24 protein-coding genes, 1 pseudogene and 1 riboswitch are annotated in these 25,046 nt (G+C 65.8%); of the genes and pseudogenes, 9 read left to right on the forward strand and 16 right to left on the reverse strand.

What is annotated here, in order from left to right; translation table 11 throughout:
• Entirely contained in the window at positions 1–1,827 is a 1,827-nt protein-coding gene (ilvB, locus tag AC0Z35_RS21645; RefSeq protein WP_314355953.1) for a biosynthetic-type acetolactate synthase large subunit, read from the reverse strand.
• A 93-nt stretch (positions 1,828–1,920) separates the two neighbouring features.
• Here ilvB and AC0Z35_RS21650 point away from each other — a divergent pair, with 93 nt between their 5' ends.
• Positions 1,921–2,391 (forward strand): Lrp/AsnC family transcriptional regulator, encoded by a 471-nt coding sequence (locus tag AC0Z35_RS21650; RefSeq protein WP_046803995.1) that lies wholly within the window; start codon positions 1,921–1,923, stop codon positions 2,389–2,391.
• Between the two features lie 8 nt (positions 2,392–2,399).
• Here the strand turns inward: AC0Z35_RS21650 and AC0Z35_RS21655 are convergent, their stop codons facing one another.
• A complete protein-coding gene (locus AC0Z35_RS21655; RefSeq protein WP_104144636.1) occupies positions 2,400–3,320 on the reverse strand; it encodes a bestrophin family protein in 921 nt (306 codons plus the stop codon).
• Positions 3,321–3,436: 116 nt separating this feature from the next.
• On the opposite strand from AC0Z35_RS21655, the pseudogene AC0Z35_RS21660 reads away from it, so the two are divergent.
• The 3 genes and pseudogenes from AC0Z35_RS21660 to AC0Z35_RS21670 all read left to right on the forward strand — a co-directional run.
• A pseudogene (locus AC0Z35_RS21660) lies at positions 3,437–3,943 on the forward strand (SET domain-containing protein); the annotation flags it as partial.
• A 313-nt stretch (positions 3,944–4,256) separates the two neighbouring features.
• Positions 4,257–4,411, forward strand: a riboswitch (FMN riboswitch).
• A 113-nt stretch (positions 4,412–4,524) separates the two neighbouring features.
• Complete coding sequence (ribB, locus tag AC0Z35_RS21665) at positions 4,525–5,238, forward strand: 3,4-dihydroxy-2-butanone-4-phosphate synthase (protein ID WP_120153324.1); 714 nt, start codon at positions 4,525–4,527, stop codon at positions 5,236–5,238.
• Positions 5,239–5,404: 166 nt separating this feature from the next.
• The gene (locus AC0Z35_RS21670; protein ID WP_485132678.1) at positions 5,405–6,055 is read left to right on the forward strand and encodes a TetR/AcrR family transcriptional regulator; all 651 of its coding nucleotides are present in this window, start codon (positions 5,405–5,407) and stop codon (positions 6,053–6,055) included.
• A 64-nt stretch (positions 6,056–6,119) separates the two neighbouring features.
• On the opposite strand, the gene AC0Z35_RS21675 is transcribed toward AC0Z35_RS21670, so the two are convergent.
• The 8 genes from AC0Z35_RS21675 to AC0Z35_RS21710 form a co-directional block, all read right to left on the reverse strand.
• Positions 6,120–6,635, reverse strand: coding sequence for a nucleoside 2-deoxyribosyltransferase (locus AC0Z35_RS21675; protein WP_046804000.1), 516 nt, complete (start codon positions 6,633–6,635; stop codon positions 6,120–6,122).
• Positions 6,636–6,640: 5 nt separating this feature from the next.
• Positions 6,641–7,210 (reverse strand): flavin reductase family protein, encoded by a 570-nt coding sequence (locus AC0Z35_RS21680; protein WP_104144749.1) that lies wholly within the window; start codon positions 7,208–7,210, stop codon positions 6,641–6,643.
• A 10-nt stretch (positions 7,211–7,220) separates the two neighbouring features.
• Entirely contained in the window at positions 7,221–7,679 is a 459-nt protein-coding gene (locus AC0Z35_RS21685; RefSeq protein WP_052945974.1) for a nuclear transport factor 2 family protein, read from the reverse strand.
• A 138-nt stretch (positions 7,680–7,817) separates the two neighbouring features.
• Positions 7,818–8,429, reverse strand: a complete 612-nt coding sequence (locus tag AC0Z35_RS21690; RefSeq protein WP_046804001.1) for an NAD(P)-dependent oxidoreductase — start codon at positions 8,427–8,429, stop codon at positions 7,818–7,820.
• Between the two features lie 193 nt (positions 8,430–8,622).
• On the reverse strand, positions 8,623–9,555 hold the full coding sequence (gene panE, locus AC0Z35_RS21695; protein ID WP_485132679.1) for a 2-dehydropantoate 2-reductase: 933 nt from the start codon (positions 9,553–9,555) through the stop codon (positions 8,623–8,625).
• Between the two features lie 144 nt (positions 9,556–9,699).
• Positions 9,700–11,277: a type VI immunity family protein gene (locus tag AC0Z35_RS21700; RefSeq protein ID WP_485132680.1), complete on the reverse strand. Its 1,578-nt coding sequence runs from the start codon at positions 11,275–11,277 to the stop codon at positions 9,700–9,702.
• Entirely contained in the window at positions 11,274–12,101 is an 828-nt protein-coding gene (locus tag AC0Z35_RS21705; protein ID WP_120153315.1) for a VRR-NUC domain-containing protein, read from the reverse strand. The genes AC0Z35_RS21700 and AC0Z35_RS21705 overlap by 4 nt, the downstream gene beginning before the upstream one ends.
• Positions 12,102–12,334: 233 nt before the next feature.
• Positions 12,335–13,249 (reverse strand): DedA family protein/thiosulfate sulfurtransferase GlpE, encoded by a 915-nt coding sequence (locus AC0Z35_RS21710; protein WP_485132681.1) that lies wholly within the window; start codon positions 13,247–13,249, stop codon positions 12,335–12,337.
• 503 nt (positions 13,250–13,752) lie between these two features.
• On the opposite strand from AC0Z35_RS21710, the gene AC0Z35_RS21715 reads away from it, so the two are divergent.
• The 5 genes from AC0Z35_RS21715 to AC0Z35_RS21735 all read left to right on the forward strand — a co-directional run bounded on the left by AC0Z35_RS21715 (position 13,753) and on the right by AC0Z35_RS21735 (position 19,828).
• Positions 13,753–14,787: a BMP family protein gene (locus tag AC0Z35_RS21715; protein ID WP_485132682.1), complete on the forward strand. Its 1,035-nt coding sequence runs from the start codon at positions 13,753–13,755 to the stop codon at positions 14,785–14,787.
• Positions 14,784–16,313 (forward strand): ABC transporter ATP-binding protein, encoded by a 1,530-nt coding sequence (locus AC0Z35_RS21720; protein ID WP_319306383.1) that lies wholly within the window; start codon positions 14,784–14,786, stop codon positions 16,311–16,313. Before AC0Z35_RS21715 ends, AC0Z35_RS21720 begins: the two co-directional genes overlap by 4 nt.
• A 58-nt stretch (positions 16,314–16,371) precedes the next feature.
• Positions 16,372–17,445: an ABC transporter permease gene (locus AC0Z35_RS21725; RefSeq protein ID WP_046804006.1), complete on the forward strand. Its 1,074-nt coding sequence runs from the start codon at positions 16,372–16,374 to the stop codon at positions 17,443–17,445.
• A 10-nt stretch (positions 17,446–17,455) separates the two neighbouring features.
• Positions 17,456–18,406, forward strand: a complete 951-nt coding sequence (locus AC0Z35_RS21730) for an ABC transporter permease (RefSeq protein WP_485132683.1) — start codon at positions 17,456–17,458, stop codon at positions 18,404–18,406.
• A gap of 141 nt (positions 18,407–18,547) precedes the next feature.
• Positions 18,548–19,828: an amidohydrolase family protein gene (locus AC0Z35_RS21735; RefSeq protein WP_219991484.1), complete on the forward strand. Its 1,281-nt coding sequence runs from the start codon at positions 18,548–18,550 to the stop codon at positions 19,826–19,828.
• Here the strand turns inward: AC0Z35_RS21735 and AC0Z35_RS21740 are convergent.
• The 6 genes from AC0Z35_RS21740 to AC0Z35_RS21765 are packed head-to-tail and all read right to left on the reverse strand — an operon-like array spanning position 19,803 to position 25,045.
• Positions 19,803–20,192 carry a RidA family protein gene (locus AC0Z35_RS21740; RefSeq protein ID WP_046804009.1) on the reverse strand — a complete coding sequence of 130 codons (390 nt, stop codon included), beginning with the start codon at positions 20,190–20,192 and terminating at the stop codon, positions 19,803–19,805. The genes AC0Z35_RS21735 and AC0Z35_RS21740 overlap by 26 nt on opposite strands.
• The gene (locus AC0Z35_RS21745) at positions 20,189–21,352 is read right to left on the reverse strand and encodes an NAD(P)/FAD-dependent oxidoreductase (protein ID WP_485132684.1); all 1,164 of its coding nucleotides are present in this window, start codon (positions 21,350–21,352) and stop codon (positions 20,189–20,191) included. The genes AC0Z35_RS21740 and AC0Z35_RS21745 overlap by 4 nt, the downstream gene beginning before the upstream one ends.
• A gap of 4 nt (positions 21,353–21,356) precedes the next feature.
• On the reverse strand, positions 21,357–22,799 hold the full coding sequence (locus tag AC0Z35_RS21750; RefSeq protein ID WP_120153302.1) for an FAD/NAD(P)-dependent oxidoreductase: 1,443 nt from the start codon (positions 22,797–22,799) through the stop codon (positions 21,357–21,359).
• Complete coding sequence (locus tag AC0Z35_RS21755) at positions 22,796–23,104, reverse strand: (2Fe-2S)-binding protein (RefSeq protein WP_046804012.1); 309 nt, start codon at positions 23,102–23,104, stop codon at positions 22,796–22,798. Before AC0Z35_RS21755 ends, AC0Z35_RS21750 begins: the two co-directional genes overlap by 4 nt.
• Complete coding sequence (locus AC0Z35_RS21760; protein WP_046804013.1) at positions 23,088–24,245, reverse strand: NAD(P)/FAD-dependent oxidoreductase; 1,158 nt, start codon at positions 24,243–24,245, stop codon at positions 23,088–23,090. The genes AC0Z35_RS21755 and AC0Z35_RS21760 overlap by 17 nt, the downstream gene beginning before the upstream one ends.
• On the reverse strand, positions 24,245–25,045 hold the full coding sequence (locus tag AC0Z35_RS21765) for an ABC transporter permease (protein ID WP_046804014.1): 801 nt from the start codon (positions 25,043–25,045) through the stop codon (positions 24,245–24,247). The genes AC0Z35_RS21760 and AC0Z35_RS21765 overlap by 1 nt, the downstream gene beginning before the upstream one ends.
• Position 25,046 lies beyond the last annotated feature (1 nt).

The raw sequence follows: 25,046 nt of genomic DNA on the forward strand, positions 1-25,046 counted from the left end.
TCAGGTCGTCTCGTCTTGGTACCAGACGCCTTCGGCCAGCATCATCTTCTGGTGGCCGTGGCCCGCCGGCATCATCGGAAAGCAGTTCTCTTGCGCGGTCACGGCCACGTCAAGAAAGTACGGCCCGTCATGCGCCAGGCATTCGGCCAGCGCGGCGTCCAGCTTGGCCGGATCATCCACGCGCGCCGCGCCCCAGCCGAACGCGCGCGCCAGCGCCACGAAGTCAGGCAGCGACGCGTTATAGCTGTGGCTGTAGCGGCCGCCGTGGATCAGTTCCTGCCATTGGCGCACCATGCCCATGTAGCCGTTGTTGCACAGCACGACCTTCACGGGCGTCTGGTGTTGCATGGCGGTGGACAGTTCCTGGATGTTCATCAGCACCGATGCATCGCCGCTGACGCACACGACGGTCTTGTCGGGATGCGCCACCTGCGCACCGATGGCGGCGGGCACGCCATAGCCCATCGTGCCGGCGCCGCCCGAGGTCAACCAGCGGTTCGGCTTGTCGAAACGCAGGTATTGCGCGGCCCACATCTGGTGCTGGCCCACGTCGGTGGACACGATGGCGTCGCGATCGGCCAGCGCGGCGTTCAGGCTGGACATCAGGTGCTGCGGCAAGATGGCGTCGGCGGCGGGCGTGAAGCCCAGGCAGTCCTGCGCGCGCCATGCGTCGATGCGCTTGAACCACGGCGCCAGGCGCGCGGGCTCCAGCGGTGCGTCGCCCAGTTCGGCGCGCAGCGCGCGCACCAGCGGCAGGCAGTCGCCCACCAACGCCACGTCCACGCGCACCACCTTGTTGATGGAGGCGGGGTCGATGTCGATATGGATCTTGCGGGCGTGCGGGCAAAACTCGGACAGCTTGCCGGTGATGCGGTCGTCGAACCGGGCGCCGATGCACACGACCAGATCGGCGTTGTGCATGGCCAGGTTGGCTTCAACGGTGCCGTGCATGCCCAGCATGCCGACAAACCGCGGGTCGGACGCGGGGAAGGCGCCCAGGCCCATCAGCGTCAACGTGCACGGCGCGCCGGTGTGGCGCACCAGATCCGTGAAGGCCTGGCAGGCCTCGGGGCCGGCATTCACCAGGCCGCCACCGCCGTAGAAGATGGGGCGCTTGGCCTGTGCGATCAACGCGGCAGCACGGCGCACGGCTGATTGCGGCAACTTGGCCGCCAGCTTGCCCGACTGCCGGCGCGCTCGCAGCGCGGCCAGCTTTTGCTGCGACGGCAGGCCCGGCACATCGTCATCCGCGTCGCGCGGGACGGCCAGCTGGACGTCTTTCGGAAAGTCCACCAGCACCGGGCCGGGCCGGCCCTGGCGGGTCAGTTCAAATGCGCGCCCCACCACGTTGGCCACGTCGTCCACGGCGCGGATCTGGGTATTCCACTTGGTGACGGAACGCGAAATGCCAATGGCATCGCATTCCTGAAAGGCGTCGGTGCCGATCGCGGCGGTAGCGACCTGGCCGCTGATGCACAGCACCGGAATCGAATCGCACATCGCGTCCAGCAGGCCGGAGGTGGTGTTGGCCATGCCGGGGCCGGAGGTCACGAACACCACGCCCGTGCGGCCGGTGCTGCGGGCATAACCCTCGGCGGCGTGCACGGCGGCCTGCTCGTGGCGCACCAGCACGTGGCGCAGGCGCGGCTCCGCGTACAAGGCGTCGTACAGCGGCAGGACCGCGCCCCCCGGGTAGCCGAACACGGTATCGACCCCGTTCGCAATCAGCGTATCGAGCAGAATCTTGGCCCCGTTGGCAGGAGGGGCTTCGGTGGCGGCTAGCGCGGCGGCGGCGGTGGGGTGCAGGCGATCGTTCATGCTATCTATCTTATTCGTAGGCGCGCAGAATTTTTATCTTCTTTTCCACGAATACGGGTTAGCCGGAGTAAATTCATCTTTGATTTGGAGGAATCAAAGAAAATGAACCTGGACAAGTTTGACCTCGCCATTTTGAAGGTGCTGCAAGAGAACGCGCGCGCCAGCTTGAATGAGATCGGCGCGGCGGTGGGGCTGTCGTCTACCCCGTGCTGGAATCGCATCAAGCGGATGGAGGGCGCCGGCGTCATCCGGGGCTACACCGTGGACATCGACCCGGCCAGCCTGGGCTTCATGGACACGGTCATCGTGCACGTGACGCTGGAAAGCCACAGCGAAGAAACCTTGTACGAGTTCGGCCGCGCGCTGGCGGCCATCCCCGAAGTGCTGGAAGCGTTTCTGGTGTCGGGCGATTACGACTATTACATCCGCATCGCCGTGCGCGACACGCGCGACTACGAACGGCTGCTGCGCGAGCAGCTGTACCGCATCCCCGGCATCCGCCACAGCAAGTCCTGCTTTGTGCTGCGTCGGTTGAAGGAGACGATGCTGCCGCTGACCGGCCCGGTGGCCTGAAGCGGCGCTCAGCGCAGGATGTAGTCCTGCGGCACGGCCGGTTCCGGTAGCGGGCGCACGCCCAGGCCTTCCAGCAAATCGATCTCGATGACGCGGGCCAGCGCCGACAGGGGCAGGTCGTTTTCTTCCAGGCCGAAGGGGTCCTCAAGCTCGTCACCCAACGCGTCCAGCCCAAAGAAGGTGTAGGCAATGATGATGACCGCCACGGGCGTCAGATATTCCAGCGTGCCCACCAGGCCAAACGGCAGCAGCAGGCAGAACAGCCATGCCGTGCGATGCAGCAACAAGGAATACGCGAACGGACAGGGCGTGAACTTGATGCGTTCGCAGGCGGCCTGGATGGCGGCGCACTGGGCCACGCGTTGGGTCAGGCCCTGGTAAAGAATGTCGCTGAGTTCGCCGCGCCGCAGGCAGCCGGCCAGATCGCGGTTGATGGCCATGAGCAGGGCGTCGGGCACGTTGCGGCAACCGGCCAGCGTGTCCAGTTCGTCTTGCTGCACCCAGGGGCGCACCGCATCGACCATGTCCTGCCCGCGCAGCCGCGCCGCCAGGCCATAACCGAAACCGATGCAGCGCCGCACCAGCCGTTCCTGGATCGGGTTGGCGGTGCTGGCGGCCAGCAGCACAGCGCTTTCGCGCGCCAGGCTGCGCGCCTGCACGATCAGGTCGCCCCATTGCTTGCGGGCTTCCCACCAACGGTCATAGCAGACGTTGTTGCGAAACCCCATGAACACCGACAGCGCCAGCCCGAACAGCGAAAACGGCACCGCCGTCAGGTGCGCGGGCGAGAACCACTGGCGGTGGTACATCCACACCACCACGCAGGACAACAGCGTGATGACGAGGATCCTGCTGAGAATGCGCGGGATGATGGAACCGCGCAACACAAAGAACAAACCCAACGCGGAAGGCCGCGGACGGACGATCATGATGAATATCAAGTAAAGACAAGGCGGCGCTCACTATACGCCTGTCATCCGTGTCACAAGCGCGTCGATATAATTCTGTTTCGTCTCATTCCCCCACCGTCTCGCCCCACGCCTCCATGACCACCGAAGCCACCCCGATCAAGCCCTGGCACGTCGTTCGCCGCTCGAAGTTGCATGGCAATGGCGTCTTCGCCGCCCGCAAGATCCCCGCGGGCACACGCATCATCGAGTACGGCGGCGCGCGCATCAGCGCCAAGGAAGCCGACCGGCGCCATCCGACCAACCCGGACGATCCGTTCCACACGTTCTTCTTCGCGCTCAGTTCCGGCCGCGTGATCGACGGTGGCGACCAAGGCAATGACGCGCGCTGGATCAACCATTCCTGCCAGCCCAATTGCGAAGCGCAGGAAGGCAAGCACGGCAAGCGCGTCTACATCGTGGCCTTGCAGGACATCCCGCGCGGCACCGAGCTGTCGTACGACTACGGGCTGGTGCTGGACGGCCGCATCACCAAGGCGCTGAAAGAAGGCTACCGCTGCCTGTGCGGCACCCCGCCGTGCCGAGGCACGATGCTGGCGCTGCCGAAGAAGAAGACGGATAAGAAGGCATCGAAGGAAGCGGCGGAGGCGGTGACGGAGAAGGCGGAGAAGGTGGCGGAGCCGCGGACGAAGGCCGCAGCGAAGAAGGCAGCACCGAAGGAGGCCGCGACGAAGAACGCAGCGACGAAGAACGCAGCGACGAAGAAGGCTGCACCGAGAAAGGCTGCACCGAAGAAGGCAGCAACGAAGCGGGCAGCAACCAAAACGGCCCCGACCCAGGCGGCCCCGGCCGACAAATCCGTCCCCTGAAACTCGGCGTACACGCTCCCCGCCCGGCCTGTCCCACCCCCCCGCGCGGACAGGCGTACAATCGCCGATGTCGTTAACACGACATGCAGTACGTCTTCAGGGCGGGGTGCAATTCCCCACCGGCGGTATGCCATGCAATGTGGCGAGCCCGCGAGCGCCCGGCGTCCTTCACGGACATCGGGGTCAGCAGATCTGGTGAGATGCCAGAGCCGACGGTCATAGTCCGGATGAGAGAAGATGTGCCGGCACAACACCCCGTCCTCCAGGCGCACTTGCGCCTGGAACGTCGTATTGCGCTTGGCTGTCGATTAGCCCTGAAACGTTTTTCGCCCCCTTCATTTTGCGAGAGCGTTTCAATGTCCAACCTCAATACCCCGCAGTCCCTCCCCAGCCTGGCTTCGCAACCGTTCGCCGCCCGTTTGCAGCGCGCGCTGCATCATCTGCGCCTGGGCCGTCCCGTCATCCTCATGGACGACTTCGATCGCGAGAACGAAGCCGACCTTATCGTCGCCGCCGACAAGCTGACCGTGCCCGTCATGGCGCAACTGATCCGCGACGGCAGCGGCATCGTCTGCCTGTGCCTGCCCGGCGAAACGCTGGACCGCCTGGAACTTCCGCCCATGGTCACGCGCAACCAAAGCCGCTTCGCCACCGCATTCACCGTGTCGATCGAGGCGCGCGACGGCGTCAGCACCGGCGTGTCCGCCGTGGACCGCGTCACCACCATCCGCGCGGCGATTTCGCCAACCGCGCAAAGCGAAGACATCGTGAGCCCCGGCCACGTCTTCCCGCTGCGCGCACAGCCCGGTGGCGTGCTGACGCGACGCGGTCACACCGAAGGCTCGGTCGACCTGGCCGTGCTGGCCGGCCTGCGCCCGGCCGGCGTGCTGTGCGAACTGATGAACCCCGACGGCACCATGATGCGCGGCGCCTCGCTTGAACGCTACGCCGCCCAGCACGGCCTGGTCGCCCTGACCATCGCCGAACTGGCCGACCACCTGCAACAGCTGAAAGACGGCCAGACGCAGCCCGTGGACGACGAAGTGCTGGAAATGGCCGCCACGGTCTGACGTCGGGCATTGAGAAATGCGTGCGTGAAAAGGGCGTGGCGATCTGACACCATCGCGACAGAATTCGTCGATGGCATAATCCGCGCTTGCGGGTAAAAAATCAGATTGCCTGCCGTAAATTCCATGAGCCATTGCTCAGGTTTGATACTCGCCTTTCAACGCATCCATGACCGCCATTCCCCAGCCCCGAAAATCGCCGCGCCAGCTCCGTTCCCAGCAGACCGTCGATACGATCCTGCAAGCGACGGCTCACGTGTTGGCCTCGCACGGCTACGCGGGCACCAACACCAATCTGATCGCTGAAACGGCGGGGGTCAGCGTCGGGTCGCTGTACCAGTACTTTCCCAACAAGAACGCGCTGATCGCGGCGCTGCACCAGCGCCATGACAACCAGATGCTGGATGTCATCGACGATGTGCTGAACAGCAATCCCGCCGCGACGCTGCAAGAGCGCGTGGCCGCCATCGTGCAGGCCATGTTGCACGCACACCTGCTGGAACCCGCGCTGCACCGCGTGCTGGAACGGGAATTCCCCTTGTTCGACACGCCGCGCGAACACAGCATGGCTGACCAGGACATCCACCGCCGCATGCGGCATCTGCTGGAACTGCACCGGGCCGAGATCGCGCAGCAGGATCGCGATCTGGCGACCTATGTGGTGCTGCGCATCATGGAATCGCTGGTGCACGCGGCGGCGTTGGAGCCGCCCGCGGGCTTTTCCACCGAGCAGCTGGAAGAGGCCGTGGTGGATGCGGTGATGGGGTATCTGGGTACGCCGGTGGCGAAGAAGGCAACGCGCAAGAAGGCGGCGAAGTAAGTGGTGGCGAAGTGAGCGGCGGCAACGTAAGCGGCGACGAAGTCAGCTGCGGCGACTGGCGCTATTACCGGCTCCCGCCGGCGTCCTGCGCCATGCGGGCCAGGCAATCGGAAGCCTTGCCCACCACGATGCGCGCACTGCACGCCAGCATCAGGTTCAGATTCAAGCCGAAGTCTTCTACCGTGTAGCCATCGGCGTCGACCATGCGCGCGGCGCCGTCGTCGGCCGCCGCCCCCACCGCCACCTGATCGATCAGCGATCCCGCCTGGCTGGTATAGCCCCATACCGGTTTGCCGCAGGCGATGGCGTAGCCCACCTCGAAGGCCGTGCCCGAATCCGGCTCGGTACCCCGGAACGCATTCAAGTTGGCCATCACCATGTCGGCACGCCGGATCAGCGCGACGTTCTCGCGATAGATCCACTGCGCCAGTGCCGCGCCCGACAGGTCTTGCGGCGCCGTATTGTCCAAGGGAAAAAGCCCCTCGAATCCGTACGTCGCGCACAAGGCCTTGAGCCGCTGGCCATGCGCCACGGCATCGGGCAGGAAGACGTCGAACCCCGCAAGATACACGCTGCGCATAGGGGCTACTCCGGTTCTGAAACGTTGAAGGGCTGGCCGGTGGCAAAGAACGAACCGCCCGCCACATAGTGAATCGAACGGCGCTCGTCTTGGGGGAAGTGCCAGCGGTTTTGCGAGAACACATCGGGCGCGGCCCACGCGGCCACGACTTCGCCGATGAACAGATCATAAGCCTGCTGGTTGTGCGGTTCGGGCACGACCTTGCATTCCAGCCAGCCCAGGCAGTCGCTGACCAGCGGCGCGCCGATCTTGCTGGCGGCAAACGTGGTCAGCCCGCAGTGTTCGAACTTGTCCACGCCCCGGCCCGTTTCCGAGCCCACCTTCAAGGTGGCCGCGGCCTGCGCGCGCGACGGTATGCACAGCGCGAATTCGCCCGATGCTTCGATGAGTTCGCGCGTGTAGGTGTTTTTGTCCACCACCACCAGCATCTTGGCCGGATTGAAATCCAGCGGCATCGCCCACGCGGCCGCCATCACGTTGCGCGATGCGCCATGGGCGCTGGTGACCAGCACGGTGGGGCCGTGGTTCAACAGCAGGTAGGACCGGGGCAACTCTACGGCTTCGATACGTGACATGGCGGCCTTGTTAGAACATGCCATTCTGATTGGCGGGGTTCTCGGGAATTTCCTGGCTGACGTCCCAGTGTTCGACGATCTTTCCTTTGTCGACCCGAAAGATGTCGACGATGGCCTGACCTCGATCTTCAGGCGAATCACGCCATTGATTGTGGATCACCACCAGATCGCCCTCGGCGATCACACGCTTGATGTCGACGATGGCTTGCGGATGCTGGCCGAAATAAGGCGGGAAGAAATCAACCATGGGGCTGACGCCATCACGCATGTAAGGGTTGTGCTGCACATAGTTGGGGCTGACGTACAGGCGCACGGCCTCATCGACGTCGCGGTCCTGGAACATCATGCGAAAAAACGCAACGACGATCTCCTTGTTCGACTGCGGCGCGGCCGCCAGCGCGGGCGCGCAGGCCAGGCTTTGGGACGCAAGCAGCACACAGGCGGCCAAGGATTTGCACTTCATACGCATACGGACAACTTCTGGATACGCCGGCTGGCGGCCTGCCAGTTTACAAACAAAAAGGCGGGTTCCGGCAGGCTTGCACAATAGAAAAAGGAGCCCTTGACGGGCTCCCAGGGACCTTGGCGGCAGGGGCCGGCGGCGGCTTCAGTAGCCCACCGTGTAGCGGCGGCGCGCATGCTGCGGGGTTTCGATTTCGTCGGCCAGCGCAATCGCGTAGTCCTCCATCGAAATCCAGCTCTTGCCTTCGTCATCGGCCAACAGGTGGTCTTCGCCCAGGCGGAACTGGCCGGTGCGCTCGCCCGGCTCAAACATTGCCGAGGGCGACAGGAACGTCCAGTTCAGCACCTTTTCCTGGCGCAGCGTGTCCAGGAACACGACGCCTGCGCGCGCCTCGGGTTTGTAGGCATCCGGAAATTCGGGGGTGTCGATCAACAGCGTGCCGGGCGCCACCAGCAGGCTGCCCGCGCCGCCGACCACCAGCAGGCGCGGCACGCCCGCGTTCTTCACGGCGGCGATCAGGGGCTTGGCGTCGGTCGACACGAAGCGTGTGGCGCTGACCACGGCGTCGTGGCCGGCCAGCAGGGGGGTCAAGGTGGCGGGGTCGGTGGCGTCGCCCTGCTGGATGGTCAGGCCGGGCTGGGCGTTGACGTCGGCTGGGTTGCGGGCGATGCCCGTTACCTGGTGGCCGCGCTTGAGCAGTTCGTCCGCCACGCGCGAGCCCACACGGCCCGTGATTCCGATCAATGCGATTTTCATGGTCTTGCTCCTGGGAAAGGGGCGGGGCGGCAGGCGGTGCACGATGCGCCGCCTGTCGCCCCGAATCTGGCAATCCATACTATTCGGTCAATTCCGAACAACAAACCCATCAAAAGGGACGAGTTTTTTGCAATCCATGCATCAATGCATCATGAATCAATGGATCATGAACCCATAGACCCACCCGGACCAATCAACCGGCAGCGGCCGCGCGCTGCGCCTGATACACCTGCAAATGCGAATAGGCCACGCGCAGATAGGTCGCGTCCACGCCCAGCGTGTGGGCGCGATGCACCATGTCGCCCACAATGTGGTCCGCTTCCACCGGCAGGCCCTGGCGCAGGTCGCGGAACATGGACGCCGTCATGGGTTGCGTGCGGTCGCTGATCAAGTTCTGCACAAACGCATCGGCCTCCGGACGCACCGCATGGCCGGAAGCGGCGGCCACGGCCTGCGATTCTTGCAGCAGGCTTTTCAGGATATCGATGCCGTCGTCGGTGGACGCAATCTGGCCGATCGAGCCGCGCATCAGGCACGTGGCGGCGGCCAGCGTGGTCAGCATCACGTACTTTTCCCACATGTCCTGGTGGATGTCTTCGCTAAGGCAGCTGACATATTCACCGCCGGCCAGAGCCTGTTCCAGCGCCACGCAACGCTCGCTGCGCGCCGGGCCCGCGCGTTCGCCGAAGACGATATTCGCGTGCTTGCCCAGGTGCACCACTTCGCCGTCCGGGCCCAGCGTGGCGTTGATCTGGCACAGCCCGCCCAACACGCGATGCGGTTCAAATTCGCGGTCCAGCACGTCGTATTGCAGCACGCCGTTCATGATGGGCAGCACGGCGGTGTCCGGACCGACAGCGGGGCGGATGGCGTCGATGGCGCTGGCCAGGTCGTACGCCTTGCAGCTGAGCACGACCACGTCATAGGTGCCTTGCAGCGTCTGCTGCGTGACCAGCTTCGGATGCAAGGTGGCATCACCGAGCGGGCTCTTGATGCGCAAGCCTTGTTCGCGCAAGCGCGCGGCGCGCGGTTCGCGCACCAGAAAGGTCACATCCGCGCCCGCCTGCGCGGCGCGCCCGCCGAAATATCCGCCCGTGCCGCCGGCACCCAAAAACAACAACCGCATTCGTCTCTCCTGTAGCCGCCCACCTGTATTGCGGGCTGAACTGGAATTATGCGCTTGGCAACAAGCCTCGCCCACCCCGGCGTGCATCCAAACGAGCCCGCGCGGCCACAACGCGTCGCAGGGCCGATCATCAGCCTGGGCCGGTTATTTCATGAATGTCACCAGTACCCAGGTGACGTCCTGCCCATTGATCTGCGGGAAGATCGTCTGATGCATGAAGGTCTGGGGGCCCGTGGCAAATTCCTGGCACGTCCATGTGCCAGGGTAGGGGCAGGCCTGGCCCGACCGACCGTGCGCGGCGCCCGCGGGCGCGGCCACGGCTTCGTGCATCCACCGCCACGTTATTGGCCGCCCTTGGTACGCCGGCAAGGGCTCATGTTTGGCCACGACGCACCAGACGTCGGCCACTTGGTGCGCGCGCCACTGACCGGCGCGAGGGGCAAGCTGGCCCGTTTCGGCGCCGCGCGCCGGTTCAGGTTCAGGCGCCCGCTGGTCGATATCGCGTTGCCAGATGACGCGCCCGCGCGAGGTGTCCTGGGAGATGGGTGGCGCGACATCGTCGGCCTTGAAGTAGCGGCGTGACTGGTCTTGCGCCAGCGTGTACCACCAGCCCTCAGACGGAATCGTGCTGCCCGCGACGACGTGGGTGGGTACGGGATCGACCGCCGGCGCCCCTGGTTCATGACCACGAATGTCCGGCGTGGGCCAATCGCTGTCATCGTCGAACCGCGCCAGCCAACGCTGAGTGTCGCGACGGTTGAAGCGTTCGTTCGGGTCGCCGTCCCATTCGCCGAAGCCGACCAGATCCAGCTGCGGGTGGCGAATTCTGCGCAGCAGCCGGTTGAGCAAAACGGGAAGCGCGGGCACGCCGTCTTCCACCGGATAGAGCTCGGGTTGCGGCCCCAGCTCGATCCAATGACCGCCACTCAGGGCGTCGATACGGATACGCGGATCGGCAAGTTGCGCGATCACGTCTTCGCTGGAAAGAGACGCCTTATTGCGCCAGATGTCGGACAGGAAGAAGCCCCAGGTGGGTGGACGGATGCCGGAAGGCAGCTGCGGCGTGAGCGACATGCCGAATGGGTAATCGGTATCCAGGCCATAAAAATGTGGCGCCAACGCGCGATCCCATACCGCTGTTTCGGCACGCATGCCGAATTCCAGCGGGTTTCCCATTGAAAAGCCGCTGTAGACCTGGGCCGGCTTCAGGCGGCCGATCGCATCCAGCATGAACCGCCGCCACGCGTCCTTGTTCTCCAGCCACCATTGCCAGCGGTAATAAAACTGGATCGATGAATAGTTTTGTTCACGATCGCCCCGCAGATTGTGCCGCCACAGATACGCGGAATGGGTTGGCGAACTTTGGTCGTTCTTTTCGTCTGAGAACTTTACGACGAAAACATTTTCCAGAGGCTTTCGCCTCGCCCACTCGCGTATATCGCCAAGCCGCTTCGAGCCGTAGGGATGCGGGCGTTCGGAGTCAGGATGCGTGGCGACGGTGAACGGATGCCCAACCAGATTCTCGAATGCCTCCTTCACATCGATCATCGCGAGCGTTGTCTGAAGGTAATGCGTGGGCTCGTAGGTGAAGTAGAACGTCGAAAACAGGGTTGTCGATAATTCGAACGCGCCGTGGTCGACGGCGGTGTGAGGCCATTTTTTCAGGTCGGTGACCATGCCGAACAGATCGTCGTCGTCGATCAAAGGGTGACTGGCGCTCATCGTCCTCTCCTTGGCTTTCGATCGCTATCGCCAGCCTTCTCTGGCCGATAGCCGGTGCAATCCTCCGGCACCCGCAAGAGTGCAACTTTTTGGGGATCCCGGCCCATCAGTTCAAGGTAGTCGCTTATCTGCACATCCCTGACCCAGTCGTTCGGAAACTTGATCTCCACCGCCGCGAACACGTTGTCGACCTCAAACGGCTGCTGGCGGTATTCCACGATGACCAAATCCGGCGCCAGGCTGCCTTTCGGCCTTGGCCAGAAGGGGAAATATTCACTGATGCGCAGGGGTCGCGTCGCCGGGTCGCCCAGCATCGCCGCGCGCGACGCGGCGTTGTAGTTAGGTTCCGCTTTCAAAGGGCTTTGCCACGCCAGCAGGTCATCCACCGCTTCAAACACCAGCGACGCCGTGGTCTGCTTGAGCGCGATATCGATCGTGGTTTCGATGACCTCGCCCGGGATCTTCTTGCGTATCCGTCTGGGCACGACCAGCGGCGACTTCAGCGCCCACTGGCACACCATGCTGATCACCGGCCGGAATGGGATCTTGCGTTCGATGTACTGCCGGTACGTCACGTTTTCACGGCGGCCGCGCGACACCGTGACGTTGCCGCCAGTGCGCACGAACGTCGAGCTCTTGATGTCGATCTCTTTCTTCATGCCGCTGATGGCATCTTTAAGGATGGTCTGGACCTCTTTCTTGCGCTGGCCGATCTGCGCCAGCGTCTCGGCCGTTTCGATGGCGGTTTGCGCCGTTTCGTAGGCGGCGTAAGCACGGTAGGCGCGATATCCCCAGATAAGCGCACCGACAACAGGGGCTGCCATGCAAGACCTCCTTGTCGACGGGAACCAGGCCGGCATGCAAGAGGCACGGCGCCCTGGACCTCAACCCGAAGCCAAGATCTTGCGCAATAGACGCGGGGCAGGTCTATAGGAGGAGTCTGATAGCGCGTATCAGGGGGAGCCGAATTCCGACATCGCGCAAGACGGTTGGCCAGGGACCAGACCGGGCAACCGGGTGCCACGGGTCACCGGTCTCACGTGTCGCCCGCTTTCGATCAAGCCTCTTGATTGCGCTCCATCCACGCTTCGTAGCCGCCGCGCAGCGCCCACGTCTTGGGGTATCCCGCAGCGCGCAGGCGCGAGGCGAGCAGTGCGGCCGAGACCTCGTTCGGGCAGGCGCAATAGACCACGATGTCGGAATCCAGCGCCTGCGCATCCAGCTTGGGCAGGGGCGCCTTCAGGTCCACGGCGATGGCGCCGGGAATGCGCGCGCCGTCGCCTTGCGCGTCGGGCCGCACGTCAAAGACCAGCGTGTTGCGGCCGTCCTGACGCCATTGCATCAGCTCGTCGACCGACACGCGCGGGATGACGCGCAGGCTGCGCAGCAGGATCTTGCGGCGCAAAAAGCGCGCCAGTATGTACAGCGCCAGCACCGCCGCCAGCACACCCAAGCCCATCGGGCCGTAGGTGCCCAGCACATCCAGCACGTCGTTGATGACGCTGTGGAACAGCCCGCCCAGCAGCAGCGCGGAACCCGCCCAGATCATCGCGCCGACCAGGTCGTAGGCCAGGAAGCGCCGATACGCCGTGCCGGTCAGCCCGGCCATGACGGTGGACAGCGCGCCCGCGCCGGGCAGGAACTTGCACACCAGCAAGGCGCGCACGCCAATGCGCAGGTACAGGCGCTGCGTCTGGCGTATGCAGGAATCCTGCGACAAGGACATCTTGCAAACCACGCCCAACAGCCGCGCGCCATATCGGCGGCCGGCCACATACCAAAGCGTGTCGGCCAACAGGCAGGCAACGGTCGCGGCCAGCCACGGCGCGAGCCAACCCGCCGCGCCGCCCAACGCACCGGCAGCGATCAACATGGGGTAGGCGGGCACGGGCAGGCCCGCCTGTTCGACCAGGACGTTGGCGAACACCAGCCACCCGCCGTATTGCTCGAGCAGCAATTGAATGTCTTGCATGGATCTTCCAGCTTGCCGCGCCACGCACGGCCGAAGCGGCGATTTTAATGGGCCTGCCGCCCGCGCGGCGCTTGGCGAACGCGCCCGCGCACCAAAACGCGGTTTTCCACGCGCCGTGTCCATCCCTTGGGACGGCAGGCACCAAATTGGTGCCACGTTTCCCTGCCAGGGTGCCTATAATTCCGCCCGGCCATCAGGTTTCCCCGACTAGTGCAGGGCAAGCGCATGGCATACAACTTGCTTCGCCAGGACTGGCAGCGAACCCGACCATGTGGATGGGACGCGCCTTCCGGCGTCCCCATCCGATGACCGATCCCACGCCCACGTTTTCGTCCGATTGCCCCGACTTGTCCGCCGGTGGCCGGGACCGTGGCACGTTGGACCGCGAATCCGCGCGACACCCGCATTGCCGGCCGTGCCCGGCGCTGTCCGGCACACACCGTGCCGCCGCCGCATCGCTGCCATCCCATCACGTTTCCATCCCCCGCGAAGGAGTCACCCGCATGAAATCCCTGTCCCCCTCGTCCGCAGGCGGCATTGCCCGCCGTGGCCTGCTCAAGCTGGCCGCGGCCGCCGCCACCGGCGTGCTGCTGTTCTCGGGCGCGGCGCAAGCCCAAGCCCCCGCCAAGACCAAGGTTGCCGCCATCTACACGGTGCCGGTCGAGCAGCAATGGGTGTCGCGCATCCACAAGGCGCTGACCGCCGCGCGCGACCGTGGCGAGATCGACTACACCTTCTCGGAAAACGTCACCAACGCCGACTACGAGCGCGTGATGCGCCAGTACGCCGAGCAGGGCAACAAGCTGGTCGTGGGTGAAGCCTTCGCCGTGGAAGCCGCCGCCCGCAAGGTGGCCAAGGACTATCCGCAGACCGCCTTCCTGATGGGCTCGTCGGGCAAGCCGCAGCAGCCCAACTTCTCGGTGTTCGACAACTACATCCAGGAACCCGCGTACCTGACCGGCATGATCGCCGGCGGCATGAGCCAGACGGGCAAGATCGGCCTGGTGGGCGGCTACCCCATCCCCGAAGTGAACCGCCTGATGCAAGCCTTCATTGAAGGCGCCAAGGAAGTGAACCCGAAGGCCGAATTCACCGTGACCTTCATCGGTTCGTGGTTCGATCCCCCGAAGGCCAAGGAAGCCGCCTTCGCCATGATCGACAAGGGCGCGGACGTGCTGTACGCCGAGCGTTTCGGCGTGTCGGATGCCGCCAAGGAACGCGGCAAGCTGGCTATCGGCAACGTGATCGACACGCAGCCGCAGTACCCCGAGACCGTCGTGGCATCCGCGTTGTGGAGCATGGAACCGACCATCGACGAAGCCCTCAAGCAGGTCAAGGCCGGCACGTTCAAGGCTGAAGACTACGGCCAGTATTCGCTGATGAAGCACAAGGGCTCGTCTCTCGCGCCGCTGGGCACCTTCGAAAAGAAGATCCCGGCCGATCTCATCGCCAAGGTCGAGGCCAAGCAGAAGGCCATCCTGGATGGCAGCTTCACCGTCAAGGTCAACGACAAAGAACCCAAGTCCTCGGCACGATGAACCAAGCGCCTCTCGCCCTGCAACTGACAGGGATCACCAAACGGTTCGGCAGCCTGACGGCCAACGACGATATCTCGCTGACGCTACGGCAGGGCGAGGTCTTGGCCTTGCTGGGCGAGAACGGCGCCGGCAAATCGACGCTGGTGTCGATTCTGTTCGGCCACTATGTGGCCGATGCCGGCAGCATTGACGTGTTCGGCAAGCCCCTGCCGCCCGGCCGGCCCGACGCCGCGCTGGCGGCGGGCGTGGGCATGGTGCATCAGCACTTCACCCTGGCCGACAACCTGAGCGTGCTGGACAACATCATGGTCGGCACGGAATCGCTGTGGAAGCTGGCCTCGGGCCGCGCCAAGGCACGCCGCCGCCTGGTTGAACTGGGCCAGCGCTTCGGCCTGGGCGTGGACCCGGACGCGCGCGTGGGCGGCTTGTCCGTCGGCGAAAAACAGCGCGTTGAAATCCTGAAGGCGCTGTATCGCGGCGCGCGCGTGCTGATCCTGGATGAGCCCACCGCGGTGCTCACGCCGCAAGAAGTACAGGATCTGTTCGCCACCTTGCGCGGCTTTGTCGACGACGGCCTGGCCGTCATCTTCATTTCGCACAAGCTGGACGAAGTGATGGCCGTATCGCGCCGCGTGGCCGTGCTGCGCCAGGGCAAGCTGGTGGCCGAACGCGACACCGCCGGCACCAGCCCCGCCGAGCTTGCGGAACTGATGGTGGGCCGCAAGGTCGTCATGCCGCGCGCCGAGGCGGTGGCCGCCGCCGAACAGGCCGCGCCGGTCGTGACCTTGTCGCAAGTGACCGTGCGCGACGGCCGCGATGGCGCGCCGCGCCTGGACAGCCTGGACCTGACCGTCCACAAACATGAAATCGTGGCGATCGCGGGCGTGGCCGGCAACGGCCAGCAGGCGCTGGTATCGGTGCTGACCGGCCTGCGCCACCCCAGCGACGGCACCATCCGGCTGGGCGCGGAACACGCGCCCGCGCCCACCACGCCCGCCGGCTGGACCGCTGCCCGCGTCGGCCGCATCCCCGAAGACCGCCACGGCGAAGGCATGATCGGCGACAGCCCGCTTTGGGAAAACGCCATCGTTGAAGACCTCAAAGACAAGCGCTTCGCGCGCTACGGTTTGATCCGCGCACGCGCCGGCCGCGCCTACGCCGCGTCACTGGCCAAGCAGTTCGATGTGCGCGCGGCCTCGTTGGATGTGCGCACGCGCAGCCTGTCGGGCGGCAATATGCAAAAGCTGATCCTGGGCCGCACGCTGGCGCGCGAACCGCGCTTCATCGTGGCCGACCAGCCCACCTGGGGCCTGGACATCGGCGCCGTGGCCTATGTGCGCGAGCAGCTGCTGGCCGCCCGCGCGCGCGGCGCCGGCGTGCTGCTGGTGTCCGAAGACCTGGAAGAAATCTTTGCGCTGGCCGACCGCATCGCCGTGCTGTGCGGCGGCAAGCTGGTGGCCGTCAAACCGGTGGCCGAATGGACGCCCGCCACCGTCGGCCTGGCCATGACGGGAACGCGCGCGTGACGACTCGTACCGTCGCGCGCCGCGCCTGCCGCGCCCCCCTTTACCGAGCCTTACTCGCATGAAACTGATCCTGGAACGCCGCCCCGAGCCCAGCCGCCTGGCGCTGGCCTTGGCCCCCATCGCGGCCATCCTCTTTACCCTGGCGGTCTGCACTTTGCTGGTCGCCTGGGCCGGCGCGCCCGTGGGCCGCACCTACGCGCTGCTGTTCGAAGGCGCGTTCGGCTCGCGCTTCGCGCTGTCTGAAACGCTGACCCGCGCCACGCCCTTGATGCTGACGGGCCTGGCCTGTGCCGTGGCGTTTCGCGCGCGCTTCTACAACATCGGCGCCGAAGGCCAGCTGTATCTGGGCGCGCTGGCGGCGGTGGCCATCGGCGGGCTGCACGACGGCACGGGGTTCGACCTGCCGGTGCCCGTGCTGTTCGGCGGCATGATGCTGGCGGCCGCGCTGGCCGGCGCCTTGCTGCTGCTGATTCCCGCGCTGCTCAAGACCCGCCTGGGCGTGGACGAAGTGGTGACCACCTTGCTGGGCAACTTCATCGTGCTGCTGTTCGTGTCCATGATGCTGGACGGCCCCATGAAGGACCCGATGGCGATGGGCTGGCCGCAGTCCGTGGCGCTTAACGGCGACCTGGAGTTGGGCAAGCTGATCGAGCGCACGCGCGCCCACACCGGGCTGCTGTGGGCCGCGGGCCTGGCGCTGGGCTTGTGGCTGTTGAATCGCTACACGGTGTTCGGCTTCCAGATGCGCGCCGTGGGCGCCAACGCGCACGCCTCGCGTTTCCTGGGCCTGCCGGTCAACCGCGTGATGCTCGGCACCGCGATGTTGTCCGGCGCGCTGGCCGGCCTGGCGGGCGCCATCGAAGTGGCGGGCCGCACCGGCTACGTCACGCTGGATATGTCGCCGGGCTATGGCTACACCGGCGTGGTCGTCGCCATGCTGGCCGGGCTGCATCCGCTGGGCGTGATCCTGGCCAGCATCTTTGTCGCCGGCATGCTGGTCGGCGCGGACAGCATGAGCCGCGCCATCGCGGTGCCGAACTACATCGCCGACGTCATCGTCGCCACCTCGTTGCTTGCCATGCTGGTCGCGACGCTATTTGCGCAGTACCGCCTGCGCCGCAACCGGGCTTGAGGAGCACGCCATGGAATGGATGGATCTGTTGAGTTCCTCGGCCTTCTGGGTCGCCGTGCTGCGTCTGGCGACGCCGTTGATTCTGGGCACCTTGGGCGTGCTGCTGTGCGAGCGTGCGGGGGTGTTGAATCTGGGCATCGAAGGCATCATGGCCGCCGGGGCATTTACCGGCTGGCTGGTCGTGTACCTGGGCGCGCCGCTGTATGTGGGCGTGTTGGCGGCGGCCTTTGCCGGTGCCGTGTTCGGTTTGCTGCATGCCGTGCTGACGGTGCCGCTGGGCCTGTCGCAACACGTGTCGGGATTGGGCGTGACGCTGCTTGCCACCAGCCTGTCGTACTTTGCTTACCGGGTGACGTTTCCCAGCGTGAACACGCCGCCCACGATCACGCCGTTTGCCGAGATGAAATTCCTGGACGGCATTCCGCTGATCGGCCCGGTGCTGGCGGGGCAGACGCCCATGACACTGATCGCGCTGGCCGCCGTGCCCATTCTTGCCTGGGTGCTGAACCGCACCCCGGTCGGGTTGGCGATCCGCATGGTGGGCGAAAACCCCGCCGCCGCCGAAGGGCAGGGCCTGTCCGTCACGCGACTGCGCATCGGCGCGATTGTGGCCGGGTCGGCACTGATGGGCGTGGCCGGCAGCTTCCTGACGCTGGCGGCGTTCAACGCGTTCTTTTTCAACATGGTCAACGGCCGCGGCTGGGTGTGCGTGGCGCTGGTGGTGTTTGCATCGTGGCGGCCCGGCAAGGCGCTGCTGGGCGCGCTGATCTTCGCCTTCTTCGATGCGCTGCAACTGCGCCTGCAACAAGGCGGCGCGGCCTTGCCCGGCCTGCCCGAGCTACCGTATCAGGTGTACGTGATGCTGCCATACATCCTGTCCATCCTCGCCCTGGTAGTCATGGCGCGCCGCGCCGCCTACCCCCAAGCGCTGATGAAGCCGTACCGCAAAGGCGAACGCTAGCGGGGACCCAGCCCCGAAGCGCTGCGCGCTTCCCCCTCAAGGGAGCATCGCGACGGGCCGGCGGAGCCGGCTCCGCGCGACCCCGAGGGTGGGGTACTTTTGCGGCATTGTGAAATACTGAACTTCCATTAGGATCACCCCATGCTCGATCTGATTATCAAGAATTGCACGCTGCCCGATGGGCGCACGAACGTCGACATCGGCGTGGCGCAGGGTCGCATCACGGCGGTGGAACCCGCGCTGAAAGCCGAAGCCGGGCACGTGATCGATGCCGCCGGCCAGCTCGTGTCGTCGCCCTTTGTGGACGCGCACTTTCACATGGATTCCACGCTGTCCTTCGGGCTGCCGCGCGTGAACCAGTCCGGCACCTTGCTGGAAGGCATCGCGCTGTGGGGGGAACTCAAGCCGCTGTTGACGCAGGAAGCGCTGGTGGAACGCGCGTTGGCATATTGCGACTGGGCCGTTGCCCGCGGCCTGCTGGCCATCCGCTCGCACGTAGACGTCTGTGACCCGCGCCTGCTCGCCACCGAAGCGCTGCTGCACGTACGCGAAAAGGTCAAACCCTACCTGGACCTGCAACTGGTCGCCTTCCCACAAGACGGCGTGCTGCGCGCGCCCGGTGCGCTGGACAACCTGAAGCGCGCGCTCGACATGGGCGTGGACGTGGTCGGCGGCATTCCGCACTTTGAACGCACCATGCAGGACGGCGCCGAATCCGTGCGCATCCTGTGCGAACTGGCCGCCGAACGCGGCCTGCGCGTCGACATGCATTGCGACGAAAGCGACGACCCCTTGTCGCGCCACATCGAAACGCTGGCGTACCACACCCAACGCCTGGGCCTGCACGGCCGCGTCACCGGTTCGCACCTGACGTCCATGCATTCCATGGACAACTACTACGTGTCCAAGCTGATCCCGCTGATGCGCGAAGCCGGTGTCGCGGCAATTGCCAACCCGCTGATCAACATCACACTGCAAGGCCGCCACGACACCTATCCCAAGCGCCGTGGCATGACCCGCGTGCCCGAACTGCTGGCGGCCGGCGTGCCGGTGGCCTTCGGCCATGACTGCGTGATGGACCCCTGGTACAGCCTGGGCTCGGGCGACATGCTGGAAGTGGCGCACATGGGTCTGCACGTGGCCCAGATGACGGGCCAGGACGCCATGCGCGCCTGTTTCGAGGCCGTGACGACCACGCCCGCCAAGATCCTGGGGCTGGACGACACGGGCATCGCGGTCGGCAAGCGTGCCGACCTGGTGTTGCTGCAAGCGCGCGATCCCGTCGAAGCGCTACGCCTGCGCGCGACCCGCCTGATGGTGCTGCGCGCGGGGCAGGTGATTGCCACCACGCCGCCCGCTACCGCCACCTTGAATCTGCCGGGCCGCCCGGGTCAGGTCAGCTTTCAGACACCGGCCCGCTGACATACGGCGGCCGCTTGGCGGCCGTCACGATAATCTCCACCAGCAGCTCCGGCGCGGCCAGCTTGGCCTCGCAGGTGGCGCGGGTGGGCATCGCATCGGGCAGCGCCCACTCGGCCCACACGCTGTTCATACCCGCGAAATCGCGGTCGATATCCTTCAGCCAGATCTGCACCGACAGCAGTCGCGACTTGTCGGTGCCGGCCTCGGCCAGATAGCCGTCGATCTTGGCCAGCGCGTCGCGCGTCTGCGCCACGATGCCGCCTTCGGCCGCTGACGTCACGCCCGCCACATAGACCGTATCGCCATGGATCACGATGCGGCTCAGGCGCTGGTTGGTTTGCTTGCGCACGATGTCGTCGTTCATTCGTCCTGCTCCTTTTCTGATGGGGTGGACGCCTTCGCCGCGTCCGAAAAACGGTCAATCCGGAAGGGCGCAATCGGCATGTCCGTCGCGCCGGTGATAATCAAATCGGCCATGATGCGGCCCACGATGGGGCCCAGTTCAAAGCCATGCGCCGAAAAGCCGAACGCATGGAACGCGGTCTCGTGGCGGCTGCTGCGACCGATCACGGGGATCTCGTCCGGCATGGCCGCTTCGATGCCCGCCCAGCCCCGGTTCACGATGGCGTGGCGCATGTGGGGGAATAAGTCGCAGACCGTACGCGCGCCTTCCGCCAACGAGCGGAAATCCAGCTCGGTCCATTCGGCGTCGCGATCCACCCAGGCACGCCGCCCGCCGCCGATCAGCACCGTGCCATTGCCGCGCTGCTTGAACGATAGCGCGCGCCCGGTGCCCAGCACGACGGGGTCCAGAAAGTGATCCATGCGCAACGTCACCAACATCATCGGGCTGATGGCCAGGAGCGGCACCGGCTCACCCCACTGCGCCGCGATACGGTCAGCCCAGGCACCCGCGCAGTTCAATACTTGCGGCGCGGTGTAGGTGCCGGCATCAGTGTCCACGCGCCACTGCGTGCCGTCGTGCGTCACGCCATGCACGCGCACGCCTTCCAGAAAGCGCGCACCCAGGCTCGCGGCCTTGGTACGAAACGCCAGCGTTGTGCGATACGGGTCGGCCGCGCCGTCCTCGCGCGCGATCAGCCCGCCCTGGATGGTTGGCGCGATGGCGGGGATCATGTCGCGCAGGTCCTCGGCGCTGATCCATGCTTCGTGCGTGTAGCCATGGTCCGTCATCGTGCGCAGGCGCTGCCGCAACGTGTCGGCGTCGGCGGCGTTCTCGGCCACGCGCACCTGCCCGTGCTGCTCGAAACCACAATCGTCGTCCACCAGGTCGCCGATGCGAACCCAAAGTTCGCGCGAGGCCAGCGCCAGCGGCACTTCGGCCAGATGCCGCGACAAGGTCCGCACGCCGCCCGCGTTCACGCCCGACGCGTGCCGACCCACGTAGTTCTTTTCGATCACCAGGGCGGGCACGCCCGCACGCGCCAGATGCAGCGCGGCCGAGCTGCCGTGCAGGCCCCCGCCAATGATGATGACCGCCGCCGACCGCGTTGAAACGGTCATGGCATTACTTTTTGAGGCGGACAACGGCTTGGCGGGAATCGTCCGTCTGCGGCAGCGACGCCAGCTCGCCCAGCGTCAGCGGCTTGGTCGGAAAGCGCAGCCGGTAATAGCCCACTTCCTGCGTTGGCACGCCGCGCTCTTCGGCGATGATCTCGGCCACCGTCAACCCGCAGAAGCGCCCCTGGCACGGCCCCATGCCGCAGCGAAGAAACGCCTTCATCTGGTTAGGTCCGCTGCACCCGAGCTTGACCGTTTCGCGCACCTGCGCGGCGGTGACTTCCTCGCAGCGGCACACGATGGTGTCGCCGGTGGGCCGCCGGAACGCATCAGGCGCCTTGTAGAGCGTATCGAAGAACTCGCGGCCTCTCACGGCACGGGCAAGCGCCTCGCGCGGCGCGACGGCCTGTCTATCGCGCTTGGCGGCGTCGATACGGCCCAACAGATGCGCGGCTTGCAGCGCGGCCAGCCGGCCCCGGTGTTCCGCCGCCAACGCACCCGCGATACCCGCGCCGTCACCGGCCATGCCGATGCCGTCCACCGTCGTCAGGCCCCACTCGTCGACCTGCGGCTCCCAACAGTCCAGGGCGTCGTTCCAACGATGCTCGGCACCCACGGCGCGTGACAGGTTCACGTTGGGCACCACGCCCTGATGCAGCATCAGTTGTTCGGCCGGCAAGGTCTTGGTGACGCCGCCCGCCGTGTAGCGCACGCTTTGCAGCTTGCCGTCGCCAACGGCCTCCAACGCGGTCACGCCGCGTGTGATCGGCACCGCGGCCTTGACAGCCCGCAGCAGCTTCAAGCCCTTGCCCAGATACGGCGACCGCAGAAAGCCCCAGACCTTGGGCAGCGCCTGGCCCATGCGTCCGGGCGGCGTGGTTTCCAAGAGCGCGTCGATCTTCACGCCCGCGTTCAGGTATTGCCACGCCACCAGATACAGCAGCGGGCCGCTGCCCGCCAGCACCGTGCGATCCGCCGGCACCACACCGGCCGACTTCAGCAGAATCTGCGCGGCACCCGCCGTGATCACGCCCGGCAGCGTCCAGCCCGGAATGGGGAAGGGACGCTCTTGCGCGCCCGTTGCCAGCAGCAAGCGGCGCGCATGGATGATGCGCGCTTCACCCGCCACGGAATACGCCACTTCAAAGCCCTTTTCGGGATGCGGCGCGGTGCGCTCGGCCACCGCCCACACCGTGGCGCCCGGCACGTAGCGCGCGCCCGATTGCTTGAAGGGCGCAATCAGGGATGCACCATGCCAGTAGTCTTCGCCCAGGATGCCGCGGTCGGTCACCGGCGTGGTCGTGATGGCGCGATAGATCTGTCCGCCCGGCGCCGGCTGTTCGTCCAGCAGCACGGTATCCACGCCCAGCCCGGCCGCCACCGTCGCCGCCGCCAACCCGGCCGGACCCGCGCCCACCACCAGCAAATCGCATTGCGTTGTTTCGATCATGCCTGCACCTTGCGCGCGCCCAGCTGGCGCTCGATCTTCATGCCTTCGCGCACGGCCGTCATGCAGCCCTGCTGGTTCGCCTGGCCGTCAATGGTGACCAGGCAGTCGTAGCACACGCCCATCATGCAATAGGGCCCGCGCGGCACTTCGTTCACGGCGGTGTCGCGACAGGCCGACACACCGCCCGCGAACAAGGCGGCCGCCACGCTGTCGCCCTGGCGGCATTGCAGCTCGGCCCCGTTGACCGTCACGCGCACGGGCGCGCCTTGCGCCTGGCGCTGCGCCTCATCAAGCCTCTTGAACATGAAACCTCCGGGTCGAGAAGGGCGCCATGTCGTCGGCAAGCTTGCCGGCCACGATCATGGGCGCCAGATTGAGGGCGTGCGCGGCGGCCAGCGTCACACCGCTATGACAGGTGGCGACAAAGGCGCCCGGGCACGTTTCGGATTGCTGATAGATCGGAAAGCCGTCCTTGGACATCACGCGCAGCGCCGCCCAGCTACGCACCACGCGCACGTCGCGCAATGCAGGCAGCGTGCGTACGGCGCGGTCGGCCAGCGTGCCCAGGATCGGCAGCCCCACCAGGTTATCCACATAGCCGGCTTCTTCCTGCGAATCGCCGATCAGCCACGTGCCTTCATCGGTTTGGCGCAAGGTGGACAACGGTGTTTCCAACAGGCGGCGCGTGCGTTCCAGCACCACGATCTGGCCGCGTTGCGGGCGCACCGGCACGTCCAGACCCACCTGCGCACCCAGGTCCTTGTTGGACAAGCCCGATGCCAGCACCACCTTGCGCGCGCGCACCGTGCCCGAGGGCGTCGCGATCTCAAACACGCCGTCGCGCTGCTTGATGCTTTGCGCCGGACGGCGCGGCAGGTAATCCACAACCCGCTGTGCAAAACTCGCATGCAAGGCGCGCAGCAGCTTGAGCGGGTTGGCAATGCCATCGACCGGCGTCCACGTCGCGCCGCGCACATCGGGGCCGATGCCCGGCACCAGGTCGGCCACTTCGGCGCGGTCCAGCAGCTTCCAGTCGTATTGCGCCATGCCCGGCTGCGCCAGCAAGGTCTTCATGAACGTACCGCGCGCTTCCACCTCTTCGTCGCTTAGCAGCGCATGCAGCCCACCGCGCTGTTCCAGGTGCACGTCCACGCCGGTTTCATCCAGCAGTTGCGCGGCCAGACGCGGCCAGCCGGACGCGGACGTCATCGTCCACACGCCGTAGCGCGGCAGGCCCATGCCCTTGCTTTGCACCCACACCAGCCCGAAGTTGCCGCGCGACGCGCGGTAGGCCACGTCGCCTTCGTCCAGCACGGCCACATGGTCCAGCTCGCGCCGCAAGCCATAGGCAATGGCTGATCCCACCAGCCCGCCGCCGATCACCGCGGCGTCATAAATGCCGCGATGCACGGGCGCGCGGGGCGCCAGTTCTTTCTCGTCCGTCATTAGCGTCCCTTTCCTACAAACAGCTTTTCCAGGCCGACCACGCGGTCCAGAATGAAAATGGCGATGATCGTCACGTAGATCAGCACGGCCGACACGGCGGTCACGAGCGGATCGATGGTGTCTTCGATATGCAGGAAGATGCGCACCGGCAGCGTCGTCGTGGACGGCGAGGCGATGAAGATCGACATGGTCAGTTCGTCAAAGCTGGTAATAAAGGCGATGACCCAGCCGCTGACCACGCCCGGCAGCAGCAGCGGCAGCACCACGCGCCGGAATGCCGTCCAGTTGGACGCGCCCAGCGATTGCGCGGCGCGCTCCAGCGCGGGGTCGATACCGGTGGCCGATGCCAGCACAAGGCGCAGCGCGTAGGGCATCACCAGGATGACATGCGCCACCACCAGGCCCACATAGGTGCCGGCCAGATCCACAGTGGTGAAGAACTTCAGGAATGCCAGGCCAAGCACCACATGCGGAATCATCAGCGGCGACAGGAAGAACGCCACCAATGCCTCGCGGCCACGAAAGCGGTTGCGGGCCAGGGCCAGCGCGCTGGGCACGGCCAGCCCGATGGCCAGCGTGGCGGACAGGGTGCCCAGGCCAAGGCTGAACCAGAACGCCTCGATAAAACGCGGGTTGTCCAGGATGGCGCGGAACCAGCGCAACGACAGCCCGCCCGTGGGCAAGGAAATGAAGCCCTCGGACGTGAACGCCACCGCGCACACCATGACGATGGGCGCCAGGATGAACAGGATGAAGATCGTGTGAAAGACCAGGCCGATGGGGCCGTTACGAAATTGCATG

The sequence above is a fragment of the Achromobacter sp. 1L-A-4-B-C2 genome (genome assembly GCF_057291955.1).